Below are 17,900 nucleotides of genomic sequence, written 5' to 3'. Positions count from 1 at the left end.
GATCCTCATGCGACCCTGCACTCGGAGATTCCTTCATTGGTCGAACGAACCCTGCTAGTCGGGCCTGCAGCAGCCCGCCCGGGATTGCGTGGCGGAAAGGAAGCCCGTGGAAACATTCATCCTCATTCTGTGCATACTTGCTGCCGTCCTCGTCTCTTCCTTCATCTCCAGGTTCATTCCCCGGATCTCCACCCCCCTGGTCCAGATCGTCCTGGGCGCAGTCATGGCCTTGCTACCCATTTTCCCGCGGATGCGGCTGGATCCCCAGCTGTTCATGGTCCTTTTCATCGCGCCCCTGCTCTACTACGAGGCTCACACTATCAACAAGGTGGAGTTGCTCAAGGGGCTGCGATCATCCCTTTCCCTGGCCATTGGCCTGGCTGCTCTGACCATGCTCATGGTGGGCGTCATCCTGCATGCCGCCTGGCCCATGTTCCCCCTAGCTGCAGCCATGGCCCTGGGCGCCGCCCTGGGGCCCACCGATGCCGTGGCCGTCTCCTCCCTGGGCGAGAGCGCCGACCTGACACCGGACGAACATTCAATCCTGGCCGGCGAATCGCTCTTCAACGACGCCACCGGCGTCATCGGCTTCCAGTTCGCCATCCTGGCCACCGTGACCGGATCCTTCTCCCTGCCCCAGGCCCTGGGCGAGTTCTTCGTTGAGTTCGTGGGTGGCATCGGCTTCGGCCTGATCATGGGCTTTGTGATCAACTGGCTCTTTGAGTCGGCCCGCCGCCTGGGTTGGGAAACCACCACCACCCGGATCCTGCTGGAGCTCTTCCTGCCCTTCCTGATATACATGGTCGGGCAGAACATTCTGCATGTGTCCGGAATCCTGGCCGTGGTCTCCACCGGACTGCTGATACGCTTCGACCACACCGGAGTGGGCCCCAATACCTCCAAGGCCAACATCGTCTCATCCAGCGTCTGGAAGGTGCTCTCCTTCAGCCTCAACGGTGCGGTCTTCGTCCTTCTGGGCATGCTGCTGCCGGCAGCCATGGGCACCAGCTGGCGAGACCGGCGGGTCAGCAACTGGATGCTGGTAGCCACCATTACTCTGGTCTGCCTGACCGTAATCGTGCTGCGCTTCCTCTGGACAGCCAGTGTCCTGATCTTCACCAAGGACCGCGAAACCGGCAGTAGGCGACGGATGACATCCAAGCTCCTGAGGTCGGCGGCCGTCATGACCTTCGGCGGCCCCAAGGGAACCATCACCCTCTCCCTGGCCCTGACCATCCCCTATATGACCGACGACGGGTCGGCTTTCCCCATGCGCAGCGAGCTGATCTTCGTGGCCGCCGGGGTCATCATCGTCACCCTGGTGCTGGCCAACTTCGCCCTGCCCCTGCTGGCTCCTTCACAGAGCAGCGAGGTACCGGCCCAGCAGGTCGAGAAATCCATCAAGGTGCTCAGGGGCACGGTCCGGGAACTCTCCAGCAGGATTACAGACGAGAACCGGCTGGCCGTCCAGCAGGTAATCAAGCAGTACAATCACCGCATCGCCAAGCTCAAGTCAGAGATCGGCCAGTACTCCCCCAAGGACTTCCAGGACCTGCAGGTGCAGACTATGGAGTGGGAACAGGATTATATGGAGGAGCGGCTGAGCCGGATCGAAGAAGCTCAGGATCAGCTGGAGGAGCGGCTCAGAAGCGAAGACGCAGGCATAGAACAGACGCCTGCATCAACGCAGTCTGCCACCGGAAACCAGACCGAGGCCGAGACCAGCACCGAGGCCGAGACCGTAGCCGACAGGGATGCCGATGCCCAGCTGATCGACCGGCGCAGTGAACGGGGAGACGACCAGGAGGAACTGCTGAATCTGCGCAGCCAGGAACAGGCCGCTCGCAGGATCCTGTCCACCATATCCGGGTCCCTCTTCCACTTGGACAGGGGCGGGGAGCTGCGCTGGAGGGCCTACACGGCTCGCAGACGACTCAGAGGGCTGTTGCACAGCCAGTTCCACCGCCTGAAGCACCTGACCCAGCCGATCGACAAGGACCAGGTCTTCGTTGCCGGGCGCCACCTGCAGGCAGAGATGAACCACTTCCTGATTGAAAAGCTCTACTCCGAGCTGGGCAAGGGCCGCTTCAAGACCGAGGATCTGCTGAACACCATCATCAACCACCAAATGATCGAATCCTCGGCGGAGGGAAAGACCGAATACGCGGGCATACCTGCCATCAGGGATCAGCTGGAGGAGACCAAGCGCGAGGGATACGCCATCGAACTGAGCCAAATCCAGGACATGGTCGAATCCGGTGAAATCTCACGCACGACAGCACGGAAGATGCGTCGCAACGTCTACGTCATGCAGGTTGACGCTGACTCGGCCCTGTGAGCCGATCTACATAAGGCCCGAGGTCACGTCGATCTCGCCCAGCCACTGGCGAAGGTCATTCATCTCGCGCATGTCGACGGCATGTTCCAGGTGGTCGTACTCGGTGGTGTGCAGCCATACGTGCTCGTCCAGCCAGGCGGCCAGGGCACGGAATTCGTACTTGGGCACCGTGGTGTCATCCGAACCGAAGCCCAGAAAGACCGGCTTGTTCAAGCCAGCCAGGCGCTCATCCGCAGGAGCAGTACCGGGCACTAGGCCTGGGGCCAGGAACCCGGACAGGCATATGGAGGCCCGGTAGCGCTCAGGATTGACCCGAAGCAGATGAACAGCCAACATGGCTCCCTGGGAGAAGCCCATGGCCACTACAGGTCGGTCCTCGGGGATGTTGGCTGAAACCCAGGCATCCACAGCCCGAGCTGCTGCATAGCCATCCCTATCCAGATCCTCCTGCTCGGGACGCATATCGTGGAACCAGGTGTAGCCCGGGCCGAACATGCCGCGCTCGCTGCCAGGCACCACCATGGGTGCCCGCAAGGAGGCGTAGTCGTTGTAAGGAGCCACGTAGCGCATCAGGTCAGCCATGTCCTCCTCATTGGAGCCCCAACCGTGCATGAGTACAAAAATGGGCCGCGAGGGGTTGGCTGTGCCCTGCTTGCGGGACCAAAGGACCTGCTCGACCTTGAGCTCCTGCCCAAAACGTCCGGGCACCACTGTTGAGGGCCGACCCACCAATCCGTCGTTATCCTTTTGTGCTTGATCCATATCTGCCACGATAGTCGACCGGCCCGGTCATTCAATGCTGACTTATGAGTGGCTCGGCCTGGCCACCCCACTGGCTCTGCAGTCCGGTCACCTGGGCCTTGCTGCCCACCACCATCCAACGCTTGCCGGTCAGCAGCCATAGATCCTGGGGCTGCAACCCTCCTCCATAGCGGGAAATCAGGTCAGGCACGCGAGCGCGGATAGGCCCTTTGGCCAAGGAGGCCGCTGAATCGTTGTCGAAGACCACGTAGGCCATGGTCGTATCCGTGCAATACCGGGCTTGGGAGATGCCCACATACCCGTCCAAGCCGATGTCATGCCAACCTGAAGCGCACTGGCCAGCAGCCTTGTCGATACCGCCGGTCATGGCCTGAGGCGAGCTGATGGGCGCTTCGTCACGCGCAGGAGCCTTGATGATGCCCTTGGGGGAAGAGTTGGCAATAAGCAGGCCTGCCACTGTCAAGAGCATTCCGCAAACCAAAAGAATGATGCCCGCCGAGCCTACCGATGGCCGATTCGGGACTGGTCCGGAATGACGGGCTATGACGACCAGGATTATGGTCAACAGTGCAAAAGCGACGGAGACACCCACCCAGGCCGAAATGCCCACCTGACCTATGACTCCCAGCCTGGAGGGGGCTATGGCATGAGCCAGCAAGGCCGCGCCCGCAAGAGCTGACACCAATCCTGTGACTGCCGCAAACCGACTCCAGATGTTGGCATGGGCTATCTGAATAGGACGCTCGTCCATACCGGGGTGGGGAGGGTAGGAGGCTGGCAGACCCTCGTCATACCCGCTGTCCGCCAGCCGCTGATCCAGCTGGTTGAATCCATCGGCCATCGACTTCGCCACCTTTCACGGTTGGTTTCAGTCTATGGGGGCGGACACATACAGACCGGCGACGCCGGCCAATGCTTCACCATCCCAACATCCTGCCGGGCTGATAGATGGGCCTAGGCAGAAGCGCATAGTTACTTATCGCCGCGACGTTCGGCACCAGCACAGGCCCGATGACAGCGAAAAGTCCCAGAGCTCAGTTGGCGTTCAGCCCTTGATGTCTCGAGGATCCTTCTTGCCTATGGTGCGCTTGTCGCGGATTTTGTTGCCACCCTTGTTATGGATATTGACCTCACCACCGCCGGACCGGTCTGCAAAGACCTTGGCCTGCTTGGTGGCCTCCGCCTTGGTAGCAAAAGTGCGAGAGACGCGTGAGGCACCGGCCCGCTTGACTGTCCAGAGATCGCGATCCCCGTCGTATTGCACGTGATAATCAGCCATGATGGCCGTCCTTTCCATACTTCCCTGTACCCCCTCATCTTCCACTGCCCAGCCTGAGGCACCGTGCTTCGACACTCCAGAATGCGCAGAAACAATAAACTGAACGTACCTGAGTTGATTATCTACTAATTGTCTATGGACAACCCAATAATGTTAACTATGAACGATGCGCAGATGCCTTTAAAGCAATCTACAAATGCCGTAGCTCAAGAAGTGGGTCTTACCAGACAAACCCTTTATAAGTGGGCAAAAAATGGAGCTATTAAAATCGATCGCGATAACAGGGGTCATTATATCTGGAATCAGACAGCATTAATATCGCTGAAACAGCATATAGCAAATCATTCCTCTGGCGATACGCAGAGAAACCACTCAAAGCAGCAGACATCGCTAAGAACCTTTAGCATTGGCAATCGCAGATATTTGGGATCTAAAACGCGTCTGCTCCCCTTTATTCAGGAGGTCGTCAACAACCATACGGTCAATGTGACAACTGTTGCAGACATATTCGCCGGAACAGGCTCGGTTGCTAACATGTTCAGCAGGCGTGGTGCACGAATCACCGTAAACGATATATTAGCTTCAAATGCCGTAGTTTACAGCTGCTTCTTTGGAGCTCAGCATGTGCGCTCCTTATGTATCACCAATTGGATTAATGAAATGAATTCCCTACGAGGACATCGTGGTTATGTAACCCAAAATTATGGAGACAGGTATTTCTCTGTAGAAAATGCTATGAAAATCGATTCTGCACGCGAGTACATTGAAGCGCAAAAATATATATCCGCTCGCGAAAAAGATATACTGCTTACCTCTCTCATTTATGGATTGGATAAAGTAGCCAATACCGTAGGTCATTATGATGCTTATCGCAAAGTTATGGATTCCATCGAACCCATTCACTTCCTATTACCTGACTACAAATCAAACAATAGACGCATGCCTGCCAAAATCTACCAAGAAGACGCCAATAAACTTGTTCGAAAATTAGATTATAACGATCTAATTTATATAGATACTCCCTACAATTCACGTCAATATGGCGATACGTACCATGTGCTAGAAAATATCGTTCTATGGAAAAAACCAAAATTGTACGGGGTATCCCGTAAGGCTATGGACCGAAGCAGCACCAGAAGTCTCTATTGCACTACACAGGCTGGATCTGCGTTCGACGATTTAATTCAACACCTTAATACGCGGTATATCCTGGTGTCTTATAACAACATGGCGAAAAAGGGAAACGGACGCTCAAACGCCAAAATTAGTGACGAAGAGATGCGAGACATATTGTCTAAACGAGGTAAGTTACAAATCTTTTCTACCCCCTTTCATGCATATACTACCGGCAAGACGCATTTGAAAGACCACCGAGAGTACCTGTATCTAGTTGACACAGAGGAATAGTTCAATGAAGCCAATAAGGTCATTCTTAAATTATTCCGGAAATAAATTTCGCTTACTTCCTCAGCTATTCCCATTATTCCCTCACGACAATATCAATACTTTTATTGATCTGTTCTGTGGCAGTGCTGTGGTGTCATTAAACTTCTCTAACTGTGAAACGATAATGGCCAATGATATTGACACCCACCTAATTCAATTACTATCTAGGATCAGCAATCAACAATACCCAGAATTCAAAAAACATATTCTAGACATAGCTGAGCAATACAGGCTATCGAACACAGACAAATATGGATATGCGTATTATCAAGTAAACTCATCAAAGGGCCTGGCAAACATCAATCGAAAAGCATTTAATCGTATGCGCTTCGACTATAACAACGGAGACAGCAGTAACGACGATAATTTAGATCTGCTATATGCTCTGATAGTTTTTGGGTACAACAATCAAATGCGCTTTAATCGGCATGGAGCCTTTAACAATCCAGTTGGTAAAAGGGACTTCAACATACGTATGCAGGCAAAGCTGCGAGATTTCATACACGCTAGCCAGTCCAAACATATACATTTTTGCAACGAGGATTTTAGCAACATTGGTTTTTATGGTCGGAATGCATTTGTATACGCTGACCCTCCGTATTCTTTGACTACTGCTGTTTACAATGAAGCGACTTCCTGGAATGAGAAGAATGACCAACTGCTGTTTGAATATTTAGATAGTATTGACAACCTCGGGGGTCGCTTTGCTTTAAGTAACGTATTTACACTCAAAGGAAAGACCAACTTCAGTTTGATAAAATGGTCCAATAAATACCACATTCACCATTTGAACATGTCATATTCGTACTCTAGTTATAATACAGTGCGCTCAGGCAGCACTGACGAGGTTTTGATTACCAATTACTAGAAATGATTATCAGAGAAAGGCCTCTGCATGTATAAAATGAGACAAAAGCAACTACTGAATCTGGGGGATACTAGTTTCCGCAGGCATGACTATGCAACAGTGCTGCCATACTGCTTGAGAACTTTATTCCAGCTTAAAATTGACAATAAAGAAGTTTTTTGGAACGAGAATCCCACAATTCAAGCTGAATATTACAAGTCACTTTTGGATAATTCTGATTTCTTCGCAAATAGCTCAGACAGAAGTAGACTTAGTCAACGTGGTCGAACGAACACAGATATATTAGCCAAATTAGGACTCTGCACTCCCGATAGAGTTGTAAGTCAGGTGGCAAAGAACTGGATTGATACTGCATCCGATATCAAACAACCGGATCAGATTGAGAGTCTGGTTGGGCTAAAGAAAGACAATCTCCTCTATTTACGACAATTGCTCAAATTACGGTTTTACGACAAAGAGCGAACACAATACGTATATCCTTTTCGTTTAATTATTAAGATATTATCTGTTGTCGAGCGGATGCCTCAGGATGTATTCTCCCTATTTTTCTTTTCAATTACACCCTCTTTGAGCAAAGATTCGATAAACCAATTAATCGAAATAGCGTCTACTTACGACAATCACAGGCCTGCGAAGAGCGAAAAAGAAAGAATTAAAAAGAAGCTAAGTGAGAGCATTCCCGGTTCTTGTCCTACCGGGGATAAAACACGGACCGACATTGATGAGCTTTTCAGCAGAAATGACTTTAGCTCTCCAAATCTTAATGATTGTTCCGATAACTTTATAAATCTCTTCAAAGGCGCATTCTACAATCGTAAGAGCCGGAATGCTGTTTCGGAGTATTATCTATTCTTCCATTTTTTGATACGCTTCAATAAAGCTCATGATTCACAAACCTTAGCGCAACTCAAGCAGATTTCAAACAAACCTTCTATTCGATCAGCGTTTGCCGCGGGGGGCAGGCTGTTCCAATCCGAAAATCAGCCGCATCCAGGCGTACAGCAGTTCCTAGACGCGAACAGTTCAAGTATCTACTTGCAACATCCTCTTGATTTTTATGCAATTTACATGCAGTTCATCTATAGCAAGAACGAATCATTGAGAGCCGAATATCTTGATATGAGCAGTAGAATAATGTTGCTGTCCGGTATAATTACGAATATTAGCGGCCAGTTCAGCTTGCGTTATTCTAAATTATGGAAAGCATTGCTTGATTATCGCGATATTCCGCTGAATGGAGCAGGTTCATATAAGGCCTATGAGCAAGATGAGAATAGCATATTCTACAGAGATCAATCAGTTGTAGATATTTTAGGCTATTCTACAGACCTATGTAAGGAATTCTTAGACGGCTTCATTAAGGAATCTGGTGCTACCAGTTTAGAAAACTTGCGACAACAGTTCCGGAATATACAAAGCAATCAATTCAAGGATTTAATTATATCGGAATTTCCTAGGAACAAAGTCATTGAAATACTGCAGAAGATCGATCAGCATAACGATACAGACAAATCAGTAGCACGACGCGCTGATAAATATGTAAAAAGTAACGTGACCGATGCGACAGATATTCCAACAATATTCGAGTACATTCTAAATATTGCATGGTTCTATCTCTCGAACAAAACAATAGATCCATTTACCTCAATGAATTTGACGTGCGACGGCAATATGCGCCCCTTGTCTCACGCCTCAGGAGGTGCAGGGGACATTGAAGTGCGACAAAGTGATTCTGCAATCGTTCTTCTCGAAGCTTCGCTAATGAACGGCAACACCCAAAAGCGAGGCGAGCTTGAACCCGTGATAAGACACTCAACGAATCTTACAATTGATAATCCTGACTGCTGCGTGCAAACTATATTTTGCTCAAATGCTATAGACAGTGATGTCGCCAATATTTATAGAGCCGCTAGCAACATAGAGCTTTACCACTCTTCACGAAAGGAAGCTGCACCTACTGATGGAGTAGATATTTTTGCAATAACTATACAAGAGCTGATAACCTTTCTAAACGATGATCATCTGAGTGCTGATATTATCTTACGAAAAATTTACGAGTTCAGCCAACAAGATCGGAACGCTGCAAATAGATGGAAATGGGGAGACTGGAGAGAATCGCGCATCAGATTAATACATGAGTCATGAGAATATACATGAAAATAATTTCCGAGAGCGGGCGACGGGAATCGGACCCGCCTCTGAAGCTTGGGAAGCTTCCATTCTACCAATGAACTACGCCCGCAAATCCGGCTACCGGGGTCAGGCCTCGGCCAACCGCATGCGAGTCACCATGGTAGCAGGTCTCGGCGATGTGCGCCAATCACCAACTCCGAGCACGGTTGCGAGCAAGGTCTTCAACCCACTTTCAGACAGTGCCGTCAGGCTCAATCAGGTCGGCCACCACTGTGGAGCAGGCCCCGAGCAAGGCGGCATCCTCCCCCAAGGCCGAGCGGTCAACCACAAGAGGTCGCCGAAAATCAGTGGCCAGGGCATCATTCATAGTCTTCTCCATGGCGCTCAGGAAGATGCGGTTGACCACCCTGGAGTCCCCTAGAACAGTCACGCGAGGAATGTCCATAAGGCCGGCGGGCATGGTCAGGACACGGCCCAGCAGTTCACCAGCCCGCCGCAGAATGCTTGCCAGATTGTCAGGATCCCGATCCATCGCAGCAGTCAGCCTGGGAACGCTAATCAAGGATTCCAGGCAGCCGCGCTTGCCGCAGCGACACTGAGGACCAGTTGGGTCCACCACTACATGACCGATCTCACCGGCTGCACGGTTGCAACCGGTCACCAGCTCGCCAGAGACCAGCAACCCTGCCCCGACTCCGTTGCCCAGGTGGACCAGCAGCAGGTCGGATTGACCTGAGCCGAACTGCCGCTCGGCCAGGACCTCGTTGTTGGCATCGTTGTTGACCGTTACCTCCAGGCCTGTCTTCTCGTGCAGATAGCCGCGCAGGTCGGTCTGAACCCAGCCCAGGTTGGTGGCATCGTCCACCACGCCTTCAGCACTGACGATGCCGGGACTAGATACGCCTATACCCATGATGGGATGGGCCGCCCGTTGCATCAGCGAATCGGACAACTCCCCCACCAAGTCCAGGGGAACCTTGCCGTCAGTGGTCAGAGGGATCTCTTCACGCGCCACCACCTGTCCGGTCAGGTTGAGCACCGCTCCCCTAAAGACATAAGGAGTGGAAAGGTCCAGGGCCAGGATGCTTCGCCCGTCGGGATTGATGCGCAATAGCCGTCCACGCTTGCCCGGCCCGGTGGATTTGCTATAACCAACTTCCATGAGCAGATGCTCACCCAGCAGCTCGGCCACGATGTCCGATATGGCGACCCTGGTCAGCCCGGAGGCTCGGGCCAGGTCAGCCCTGGTCATACTGACATCAGGATAGAGCAGCCTAAGCAGGATGGCTCGGTTGTGTTGCCGCACCGACTCAGGCAACGCCTTGGACAGGTTGCCGGTATTGATGGTCATGATTCACCTGACGATAAATAATGCGGGGACGGGGACCCGCCGTGGGGATTGGGCCTTGAACCCCGTGACCGCGCCCATCCATACTTGCATCTTATATTGTAAACGCCCTTTTCCGGGCAGGCTCAGACCTCGTCATTGCGACACCAGAGCGGTTCATTTTTCAAGACTGCGCACTAGCATCATAGACAAGACAACGGGGCAGTCAGCAAAAAGTTCAGTTCCCTAACAATTACGTGTTAGGCTATGAACAGATACCAGAAACAGCTGCATCCCCTCGCTGAGCAAAGGAGCGATCGCCATGACCACGACACCGAACCATTCGGGAGCCTCACCGTCCGCCATAAATCCCCGTTACCTGCTGGGCAACGAAGCCAACCGCATCTTCATGGCCTCGCAAACCTATGGCTTCCTGGACTTCGGGCGGGGGTTCCCCACCGAGCAGGGCGGCGCCGGCTGGCTCAATGACGACGGCAGCATCGACCCCGAGCAGGGAATCCAGACCTGGATCACCTGCAGGATGACCCATGTCTACGCCATCGGCAGCCTCCTGGGCTACCCGGGCGCATCGGAGCTGGCCCATCGCGGTGTTCAGGCCCTTCAAGGCAACCTGCACGACGACGAACACGGCGGCTGGTACCCCTCGGTCTCCTGGCAGGGCCAGCCCGAGAGCGGCAAGACTTGCTATACCCATGCCTTCGTAGTCCTGGCTGCCTCCTCGGCCATGCTGGCGGGCGACCCTGACGGACAGGACCTGTTGGATCAGGCGCTGGAGATCTTCAACCGCTACTTCTGGGATGACGACAAGGGCCTGGCCGTCGACACCTGGGACAGCGGCTTCACCCGTCTGGACCCCTACCGGGGGCTCAACGCCAACATGCACAGCACCGAGGCCTTCCTGGCCGTGGCCGATGCCACCGGCAAGGAGGATTATCGCGAGCGCGCCGGTCGCATCATCGACCATGTCATCAGCTGGGCTGAGAACAACCAGTGGCGCATCCCCGAGCACTTCAACAGCGACTGGCAGGCCGACCTGGACTACAACCAAGACAACAAGGCCGACCAGTTCAAGCCCTACGGTGCCACGCCGGGCCACGGGATCGAATGGGCCAGGCTGATCACCCAGTACGCCCTGAGCCGGTTCGATCGGGAGGCCGACCGTAGCCGCTACATCGAGGCAGCCGAGCACCTGTTCGCCAGGGCTGTTGAGGATGGCTGGGCCGCTGACGGAGCCGAAGGCCTGGTCTACACCACGGACTGGCAGGGCCGCCCGGTGGTCCACGACCGCATGCACTGGACCCTGGCCGAAGCCCTGAACACTTCGTCCACTCTATACGCAGCCACCGGCAAGGCCACCTACGCTGACTGGTACGCCACCTTCTGCAGCTATGTAGACCACTATCTGATTGATCACCAAGGCGGATCCTGGTGGCATCAGCTGGATGCCGACAACCACGTGATCGGCACGGTCTGGCCCGGCAAGTCCGACCTCTACCATGCCTTCCAGTCCACCCTGATCCCCTACAACGACCCGGCGGTCTCCATCGCTACGGCCATCAAGAAGGCTTGCGGACAGGGGCAGGCGGAGCAGGATCAGGCCCGCTGAAATCCATGGCAGCATCGACCCCGCATCCCGAGGCGGATACAGATAGCGTCCAGGCCGGTCCGATCAGCCTAGGAATTGACATTGGCGGTACCAAGATCGAAGGCGTGGCCATAGACGGCGACAAGCGCCTGCTGGCTTGCCACCGAATACCCACGCGCAAGGGTAACCAAGCGGTTCATGACGACACCGTGACACTTATCCACCACCTACTGGATCCGGTTGGCCTGAATCGGGGGCCGGTCACCGTAGGCCTGGGGATCCCGGGGCGCGTGGATGCAAACCGTGGAATGGTGGACGACGCAGTCAATCTGGGAATCCGCCACATGGCTCTGGGCCCTGCCGTTGCCAAGACGACCGGTCTGCCCGTCCGCGTCGAGAACGATGTCAACATCGCTGCTCTGGGAGCCGCCTCGCAGGCTGACAACACCCTGATAGCCCCTGGAACCACACCCCACTCCGAGGCTGCCCGGGACCAGGCCCGACGATCCGCATCAGAGCCTGGGCGTGACGGACCCAGGGCCCTGCCCGACCAGGACGACCACGTAGTGGCCTTCATCAACCTAGGCACCGGTCTGGCAGCGGGCATCATCCGTGAGGGTCGGATCGAACACGGAGCCAGCGGGGCAATCGGCGAAATTGGCCACATCTCAGTGGATGCCCATCAGTTCCCCTGTAAGTGCGGCCAGTGTGGCTGTCTGGAGACCGTGGCCTCAGGTGCGGCAGTGGAAACCCTTTGGCCGGGAATCGCCCACCCCCTGCCTGACCTGATTGCCCAGGCAAGCAAGGGGAACCAGCACGCCAAGGAAGTCCAGGACATCATCGGCCATGGCATTGCCCTGGCTGTCCAGATCGTGGCCCTGGCTATCGACCCCGCAGTCATCATCTTGGGCGGGGGCATGAGCAAAACCGGCCAGCCCCTGCTGGATCTGGTCACCGAGCATCTGAATAAGAGCGCGGCCTGCAGCCACTTCATCGCCTCGCTGAGGCTACCCGACCGGTTGCGTCTGGCCCCAGCCGACCTGCCCATCGCAGCCATCGGCGCCGCCCTGGCAGGACGCATGGCCGCCGACAGCCGCCCATTTGAGCTTATTGGAAAGGAAATCGCATCATGACCGAAATCATCATCGTCAAGTCCCAGGAGGAAGCAGGGAAAATCTATGCCCGCTGCACAGCCGACCTGATCCGGCGCAAGCCTGACTGCGTGCTGGGTCTGGCAACGGGATCCAGCCCCCTGGCGGCATACCAGGCGCTGGCCGACCTGGTCCACAAGGAAGGTATCGATGTCTCCCAGGTGCGCGGATTCGCCCTGGACGAGTACGCTGGCCTGGATCCGGCCCACCCCCAGTCCTACCGGTCCACCATCAACCGGACCGTGGTCGAGCCTCTGGGCCTTGACCCTGCCAAGGTGCAGGTGCCAAATGGAAACCTGGACACCATCAAGGACGCTGGCCGTGTGTACGACCAGGCAATCAAGGATGCCGGCGGAGTCGACCTGCAGATCCTGGGCATCGGCACAGACGGGCACATTGGCTTCAATGAGCCTGGATCCTCCCTGGCTTCGGGCACCCGCATCAAGACACTGACCGAGCAGACCCGCATCGACAATGCCCGATTCTTCGACAATGATATGGATCAGGTGCCCACCCACTGCATCACCCAGGGCATCGGGACCATCCTCAAGGCACGCCAGCTGGTCCTCCTGGCCTTCGGTGCCGGTAAGGCAGAAGCCGTGGCCGAGAGCGTAGAGGGCGGCATATCGTCCTTCTGCCCGGCCTCCGCCCTCCAGATGCACCCCCACGCCACTGTGATCGTGGACGAGGCCGCCGCCTCCCGCCTGCGCAACCGCGACTACTACAAGTGGGCATACGCCAACAAGCCTGACTGGCAGTCCATCTAGAAGGCAAACCAAACATGTCCAAGGAAGCATACGAGTCGGCGGGGCTCGCGGTTGAATCATCCCTCCACGGACCGGCCCATCCCCTTGTCCTGACTGGCGCAAGGCTGATAGACGCTCGAGGAATCAGGGAAAACAGCTGGATTTTGGCTCTGGATGGCAGGATTGAGCAGGTCGGGCAAGGCAGAGAGAGCCTGGAATCCGCCCTGAGGGCCGCTGGCCTGCCCAGCCTGCCGCCCTCCTTCCAGCCTGGATCAGATACCCATGACGTGAATGCGGACGGTGTTGAGTTCATCGACGCAGCCGGCTTCATCCTCACCCCTGGGTTCATCGACATCCACTCCCACGGCGGCTGGGTCCACTCCTTCGATGATGGCGACGAGGCCATTCGCACAGCCAGGGCCTGCCATATGGTCCATGGAACCACAAGGCAGGTGCTCAGCCTAATCACCAACCCGGTCGACACGATGTGCACCAATCTGCGCTCAGTCAAGAGGGTCATGGACTCCAGGCCCGACGTGCTGGGCGCCCACTTGGAAGGGCCCTTCATCGCCCTCTCCCGTAAGGGCGCGCACGATCCCAAGTGCCTGCGCGATCCTGAGCCAGCGGTTCTTGACAATCTCCTGGAGGCTGCCGACGGTTGCATGCGCCAGGTGACCCTGGCCCCCGAGCGCGACCATGGCTACGAGGCCATATCCCGCCTGGCCGAGTCCGGTGTGGTGCCTGCGGTTGGCCATTGCGATGCCGACTATGACCAGACCCGCCGCGCATTCGATGCCGGCGCCCGTATACTCACTCATGTTTTCAACGCCATGAACGGCATCCACCACCGTCAGCCGGGCCCCATTCCAGCCGCCGTGGAGGACCGCCGGGTTACGGCCGAGCTGATCAACGACGGTTTCCATGTGCAGGACCCCTGCGTCGACCTGGCCTTCAGGCTCTTCCCCCATCGGATAGCCCTGGTCACCGACGCCATGGAGGCCACCGGCTGCGAGGACGGCGCCTACAAGCTGGGTTCCCTGGATGTAACAGTGAAGGGCGGCCACGCCCGTCTGACCTCCAACGGGGCCATCGCCGGCTCAACCCTGACCCTGGATGTGGCAGTCGGCAGAGCTATCCAGGCCATCGGCCTGCCAGCCCCCCAGGCCGTGGAAGCCGCCACGCTGACACCTGCCCGGGCCCTGGGACTGGACCGCTCCAACCCGATCACCGGTGCTCCGCTGGGCCTGCTGGCACCCGGCTATGCGGCTGACCTCCTCCTCCTGAACCCGGCTGACTGGTCCGTCAAAACCGTGGTCTGTAACGGGCACAGAATTCAGCTTTGAATCGACCTCAGCGGCTCCTCCTACTCCGACCCGGACAGAAGGAGCCGCTCTATATCCTCTTGATCCATATGGGGATAGGAACCGCAAATCCTCCCATCCTGCATATACAGAATTCTGTCGGCCCTGGAAGCCACCCTGGCATCATGAGTAACCAGAAGGCTGGCCTTGAGTCCCGCACTCATGGCTGCTTGGATGGCATCAAGGGTGTCCTCACGGGCTCTGGGATCCAGATTGCCGGTGGGCTCATCCGCGAAGAGAACCTGCGCATCCATGATCATGGCCCGAGCGATGGCCACCCGCTGCTGTTGACCTCCTGACAGCTCGCCCACCTTTCGCCTCATTACACCGGTCGGCAGGTCCACACAGGCCAGAGCCCGACGTACAGCACCATCATCGGTGGCTGAACCATTCAAGGACCGCGGCAGGATGATATTCTCGGCGACCGTCAAAGAATCGACCAGCATGTAATCCTGAAAAATGAAGGCGAATTCGGTCCTGCGAAGCCTTGCCCGGCGCAAATCCGGCTGCCGAGCAATATCCCGATGCTCATACCAGATCTGACCTCGCAAGGGGGTCAGGATGCCGGCAAGCAGCTTGAGCACAGTGGACTTCCCGCATCCCGAGGGTCCGATCAGTGCCGTAATACAGCCATCTTGCAGTTCTATATTGACTGGCCCGATTTGAGGTGCCGGCCCATTCCTGTCATACGACTTTCCCAGCAGACGATGCCTGCGTCGTCCATTTTCCGAGTAGTCGTAGCAAACAGACATGGCCCGCAAGACCGTACCGCCACCGTCTGGGCCCGCACCCTGGGCAGTTACCTGAGATTTTCTTGCATCCCATCCATCATGTCCTGTTTCCACACATCCCTCCTTCTCGCGTCCGACCTTCTTACACGCAATTTTCAAAACATTCGCTCACAACCGCCGAATGCAAGACTCCGTCTCGTTTCATGGCGCTCTCACTTATTTCCACGCCACCACGGGCTGCTTTGCTCATCCCTGACAGGCCAGACGAACATAGGAAACCATGTGGGCGACCAGGGCCACCAGCCCCATCGCCAGGACCACCGCCAGAAGCAGGCCCAGCTGCCCAGCGGGACAGTAAAAGGAGATACCTCCATAGAGTTCGACTGACTGCGGGTGAGAGCAGAGGTTGACAACCAGGAGCGAACCGGCGCAGGCCAGCAGGAAGGCCGGCAAGACTTCGCTCAGATACCTTAACGTCCCACTGCATCCGTACCGCCAGACTCCCAAATCAAGAAGGACGGCCACGGCCCTGGTCCTACGCCTCTCCTCAACCATGGTGAAAATCAGCGACAGGACGCCCACGGCACATATGACCAAGACCGGGTAGACGATGACGGCCATTTCCTTCATCCCCTCCCCTCCGGTCTGTGCATAGATCTTGCCAGTCGGCAGATTCGCCACCCATGCTTCAACCGTCTGGTCAACGACCCCTGTCGGCACCTCCCGGCCACCCACCTGTGACGAAACCAGAGCCAGGGGAGTGCGCCCGCCCCAACGTTCATATCCGGTCTTCCATGCATTTCGGGAGGTAGAAGTAGATAGATGCGAGGGGATGAAGTACTGACCCATTCCACCCGGCAGGTCAGCTATAGCCGCAATCCGACTCCGTCGAGCTGGTTCGTTCCCATCATCAATACAGACCGGCGCGCCGAGGGACAGACCCGCACCCACCTCCGGACTGGAAGCCACCACCCCATCGAGCCCGTCCAATCCTGTACCATCCCGCGCAGGATGCAGGGCTGCCGACGGAAAAATCCGACTCAGATCGCCATCTATTTGAAGGCGTGAGGCACCACGATAGTAGGAGGCGGCCCGGCGTATTTGCCGGTCGCATCCCGCACCGTCCTTTGCCATAGGCACTACGGTGGCAGGAGCCAGAATGAGAGGATCAGTATCGCGCGACCGAACATAGGCAGCCCAATGATCCAGGGCCCCTCGGTCACTGCCGACCGGGCTGATCACAGACCCTCCTGCCAGAGCCGTGGTCAGAGAGGCGCGCGCATTGGCATCGCTGTATCCCAAGAAGCCGAAAAGTCCGCAGGCAACTGCAGTGGCGACGACCACCATCGTGAAGAGCGAGGCCGCCCTAGTGGTCTCCTGATTGCGCAAAGCCAAGGTGACCACAGGACCTTTTGGGTAACCCGCCATGATGACCCCCGCTGCTCGGTTCAATATGGGTCTGCCCACTCTTATCAAGGCCCATGCCAAGAGAGGAATCAAAAAGATGCCCATACCGCCGGCGGCCGCTCCAGTCCCCTTTAGGTAGATCATCATGCAAGTCGCAAGGACCACCAGGAGCATGGCCGCAGTAGACAGGGCGCGGTGCCGTCTCCCGGAAGAGCGGGGCATGGACTGCAAATCGGGCCGAGCTCGGATGACCCTCACTGCAGCCAATATGGCGCCCAGACATTGGCACAAAACGGAAAGCAGGACCGTCATAAGAATGGAGGAGAGGTTTGGCAGGATGCCATGCTCCGGCAAAAGCATGTCCAGCCGTGCCATGGCAGGCCTTGCCAGAGGCTTCATCAGCTCGCCCAGAGCCACGCCAATGAGGCCTGAGAAGGCAGCCATGAGACCTTGGACGGCCAGTATCGAGCCCAGGAGCCGACAGGGGGAGGCGCCCAGCAGACGGATGCGCATGAGCCTGTCCCATTGAGCAGTGAAGGCATGGTCGCTGATGGTCTTGGAAACAGAAGCTGAAGATGCCAGAAAGATGGCTACCATGACTACCGGAGTGGTCGAATCGGCTCCCTCTCCTCCCCGGACCATGGCCTCAAGAACCAGGAGGATCAAGGCCATGGGACAGGCTCCAGCCAGGATGTTCAGGATTTGCAGGCCGCGGTTTCCCCTCCACAAGGAATTCACCAGGCGG

General features: G+C 56.2%; 14 protein-coding genes and 1 tRNA gene. 8 read left to right on the top strand and 7 right to left on the bottom strand.

Translation table 11 applies throughout. The features are described 5' to 3' along the window. The first annotated feature begins 106 nt into the window (after nucleotides 1–106). Nucleotides 107–2,338 carry a cation:proton antiporter gene (locus tag ACVWNW_RS05260; protein ID WP_046322216.1) on the top strand — a complete coding sequence of 744 codons (2,232 nt, stop codon included), beginning with the start codon at nucleotides 107–109 and terminating at the stop codon, nucleotides 2,336–2,338. Nucleotides 2,339–2,344: 6 nt separating this feature from the next. On the opposite strand, the gene ACVWNW_RS05255 is transcribed toward ACVWNW_RS05260, so the two are convergent. From ACVWNW_RS05255 to ACVWNW_RS05245, 3 genes are all read right to left on the bottom strand, one after another. Continuing rightward, nucleotides 2,345–3,100: an alpha/beta hydrolase gene (locus ACVWNW_RS05255; protein ID WP_198191683.1), complete on the bottom strand. Its 756-nt coding sequence runs from the start codon at nucleotides 3,098–3,100 to the stop codon at nucleotides 2,345–2,347. A 31-nt stretch (nucleotides 3,101–3,131) separates the two neighbouring features. After that, nucleotides 3,132–3,941 carry a hypothetical protein gene (locus ACVWNW_RS05250; protein ID WP_121913508.1) on the bottom strand — a complete coding sequence of 270 codons (810 nt, stop codon included), beginning with the start codon at nucleotides 3,939–3,941 and terminating at the stop codon, nucleotides 3,132–3,134. Between the two features lie 204 nt (nucleotides 3,942–4,145). Next, nucleotides 4,146–4,379, bottom strand: a complete 234-nt coding sequence (locus ACVWNW_RS05245; RefSeq protein ID WP_045934889.1) for a DUF2188 domain-containing protein — start codon at nucleotides 4,377–4,379, stop codon at nucleotides 4,146–4,148. A gap of 159 nt (nucleotides 4,380–4,538) precedes the next feature. Here ACVWNW_RS05245 and ACVWNW_RS05240 point away from each other — a divergent pair, with 159 nt between their 5' ends. From ACVWNW_RS05240 to ACVWNW_RS05230, 3 genes are read left to right on the top strand one after another with little or no spacing between them, the layout of a single operon-like run. Next, on the top strand, nucleotides 4,539–5,786 hold the full coding sequence (locus tag ACVWNW_RS05240) for a DNA adenine methylase (RefSeq protein ID WP_454481501.1): 1,248 nt from the start codon (nucleotides 4,539–4,541) through the stop codon (nucleotides 5,784–5,786). 4 nt (nucleotides 5,787–5,790) lie between these two features. Then, nucleotides 5,791–6,693 carry a Dam family site-specific DNA-(adenine-N6)-methyltransferase gene (locus ACVWNW_RS05235; RefSeq protein WP_454481499.1) on the top strand — a complete coding sequence of 301 codons (903 nt, stop codon included), beginning with the start codon at nucleotides 5,791–5,793 and terminating at the stop codon, nucleotides 6,691–6,693. A gap of 27 nt (nucleotides 6,694–6,720) precedes the next feature. After that, nucleotides 6,721–8,838: an AlwI family type II restriction endonuclease gene (locus tag ACVWNW_RS05230; RefSeq protein WP_454481497.1), complete on the top strand. Its 2,118-nt coding sequence runs from the start codon at nucleotides 6,721–6,723 to the stop codon at nucleotides 8,836–8,838. Between the two features lie 26 nt (nucleotides 8,839–8,864). On the opposite strand, the gene ACVWNW_RS05225 is transcribed toward ACVWNW_RS05230, so the two are convergent. Continuing rightward, nucleotides 8,865–8,935: transfer RNA gene (locus tag ACVWNW_RS05225), tRNA-Gly, on the bottom strand. A 123-nt stretch (nucleotides 8,936–9,058) separates the two neighbouring features. Continuing rightward, nucleotides 9,059–10,177 (bottom strand): ROK family protein, encoded by a 1,119-nt coding sequence (locus tag ACVWNW_RS05220; RefSeq protein ID WP_046322207.1) that lies wholly within the window; start codon nucleotides 10,175–10,177, stop codon nucleotides 9,059–9,061. A 298-nt stretch (nucleotides 10,178–10,475) separates the two neighbouring features. On the opposite strand from ACVWNW_RS05220, the gene ACVWNW_RS05215 reads away from it, so the two are divergent. Genes ACVWNW_RS05215 through nagA form a run of 4 tightly spaced genes read left to right on the top strand, consistent with a single transcriptional unit; the run spans nucleotide 10,476 to nucleotide 14,999 of the window. Further along, the gene (locus tag ACVWNW_RS05215; RefSeq protein ID WP_261252892.1) at nucleotides 10,476–11,780 is read left to right on the top strand and encodes an AGE family epimerase/isomerase; all 1,305 of its coding nucleotides are present in this window, start codon (nucleotides 10,476–10,478) and stop codon (nucleotides 11,778–11,780) included. A gap of 5 nt (nucleotides 11,781–11,785) precedes the next feature. Further along, on the top strand, nucleotides 11,786–12,892 hold the full coding sequence (locus ACVWNW_RS05210) for an ROK family protein (protein WP_454481494.1): 1,107 nt from the start codon (nucleotides 11,786–11,788) through the stop codon (nucleotides 12,890–12,892). Beyond that, on the top strand, nucleotides 12,889–13,677 hold the full coding sequence (gene nagB / locus ACVWNW_RS05205; protein ID WP_046322199.1) for a glucosamine-6-phosphate deaminase: 789 nt from the start codon (nucleotides 12,889–12,891) through the stop codon (nucleotides 13,675–13,677). The genes ACVWNW_RS05210 and nagB overlap by 4 nt, the downstream gene beginning before the upstream one ends. 14 nt (nucleotides 13,678–13,691) lie before the next feature. Continuing rightward, nucleotides 13,692–14,999 (top strand): N-acetylglucosamine-6-phosphate deacetylase, encoded by a 1,308-nt coding sequence (gene nagA, locus ACVWNW_RS05200; protein WP_454481492.1) that lies wholly within the window; start codon nucleotides 13,692–13,694, stop codon nucleotides 14,997–14,999. A 20-nt stretch (nucleotides 15,000–15,019) separates the two neighbouring features. Here nagA and ACVWNW_RS05195 read toward each other — a convergent pair whose 3' ends face one another. Beyond that, a complete protein-coding gene (locus ACVWNW_RS05195) occupies nucleotides 15,020–15,862 on the bottom strand; it encodes an ABC transporter ATP-binding protein (RefSeq protein WP_454481490.1) in 843 nt (280 codons plus the stop codon). A 132-nt stretch (nucleotides 15,863–15,994) separates the two neighbouring features. Further along, complete coding sequence (locus tag ACVWNW_RS05190) at nucleotides 15,995–17,827, bottom strand: ABC transporter permease family protein (protein ID WP_454481488.1); 1,833 nt, start codon at nucleotides 17,825–17,827, stop codon at nucleotides 15,995–15,997. Nucleotides 17,828–17,900: the final 73 nt, after the last annotated feature.

Source organism: Bifidobacterium sp. JNUCC 75 (assembly GCF_054819865.1).
The sequence above is the reverse complement of the archived record's forward strand: the minus strand, read 5'-3'. Positions and strand labels throughout refer to the sequence as shown.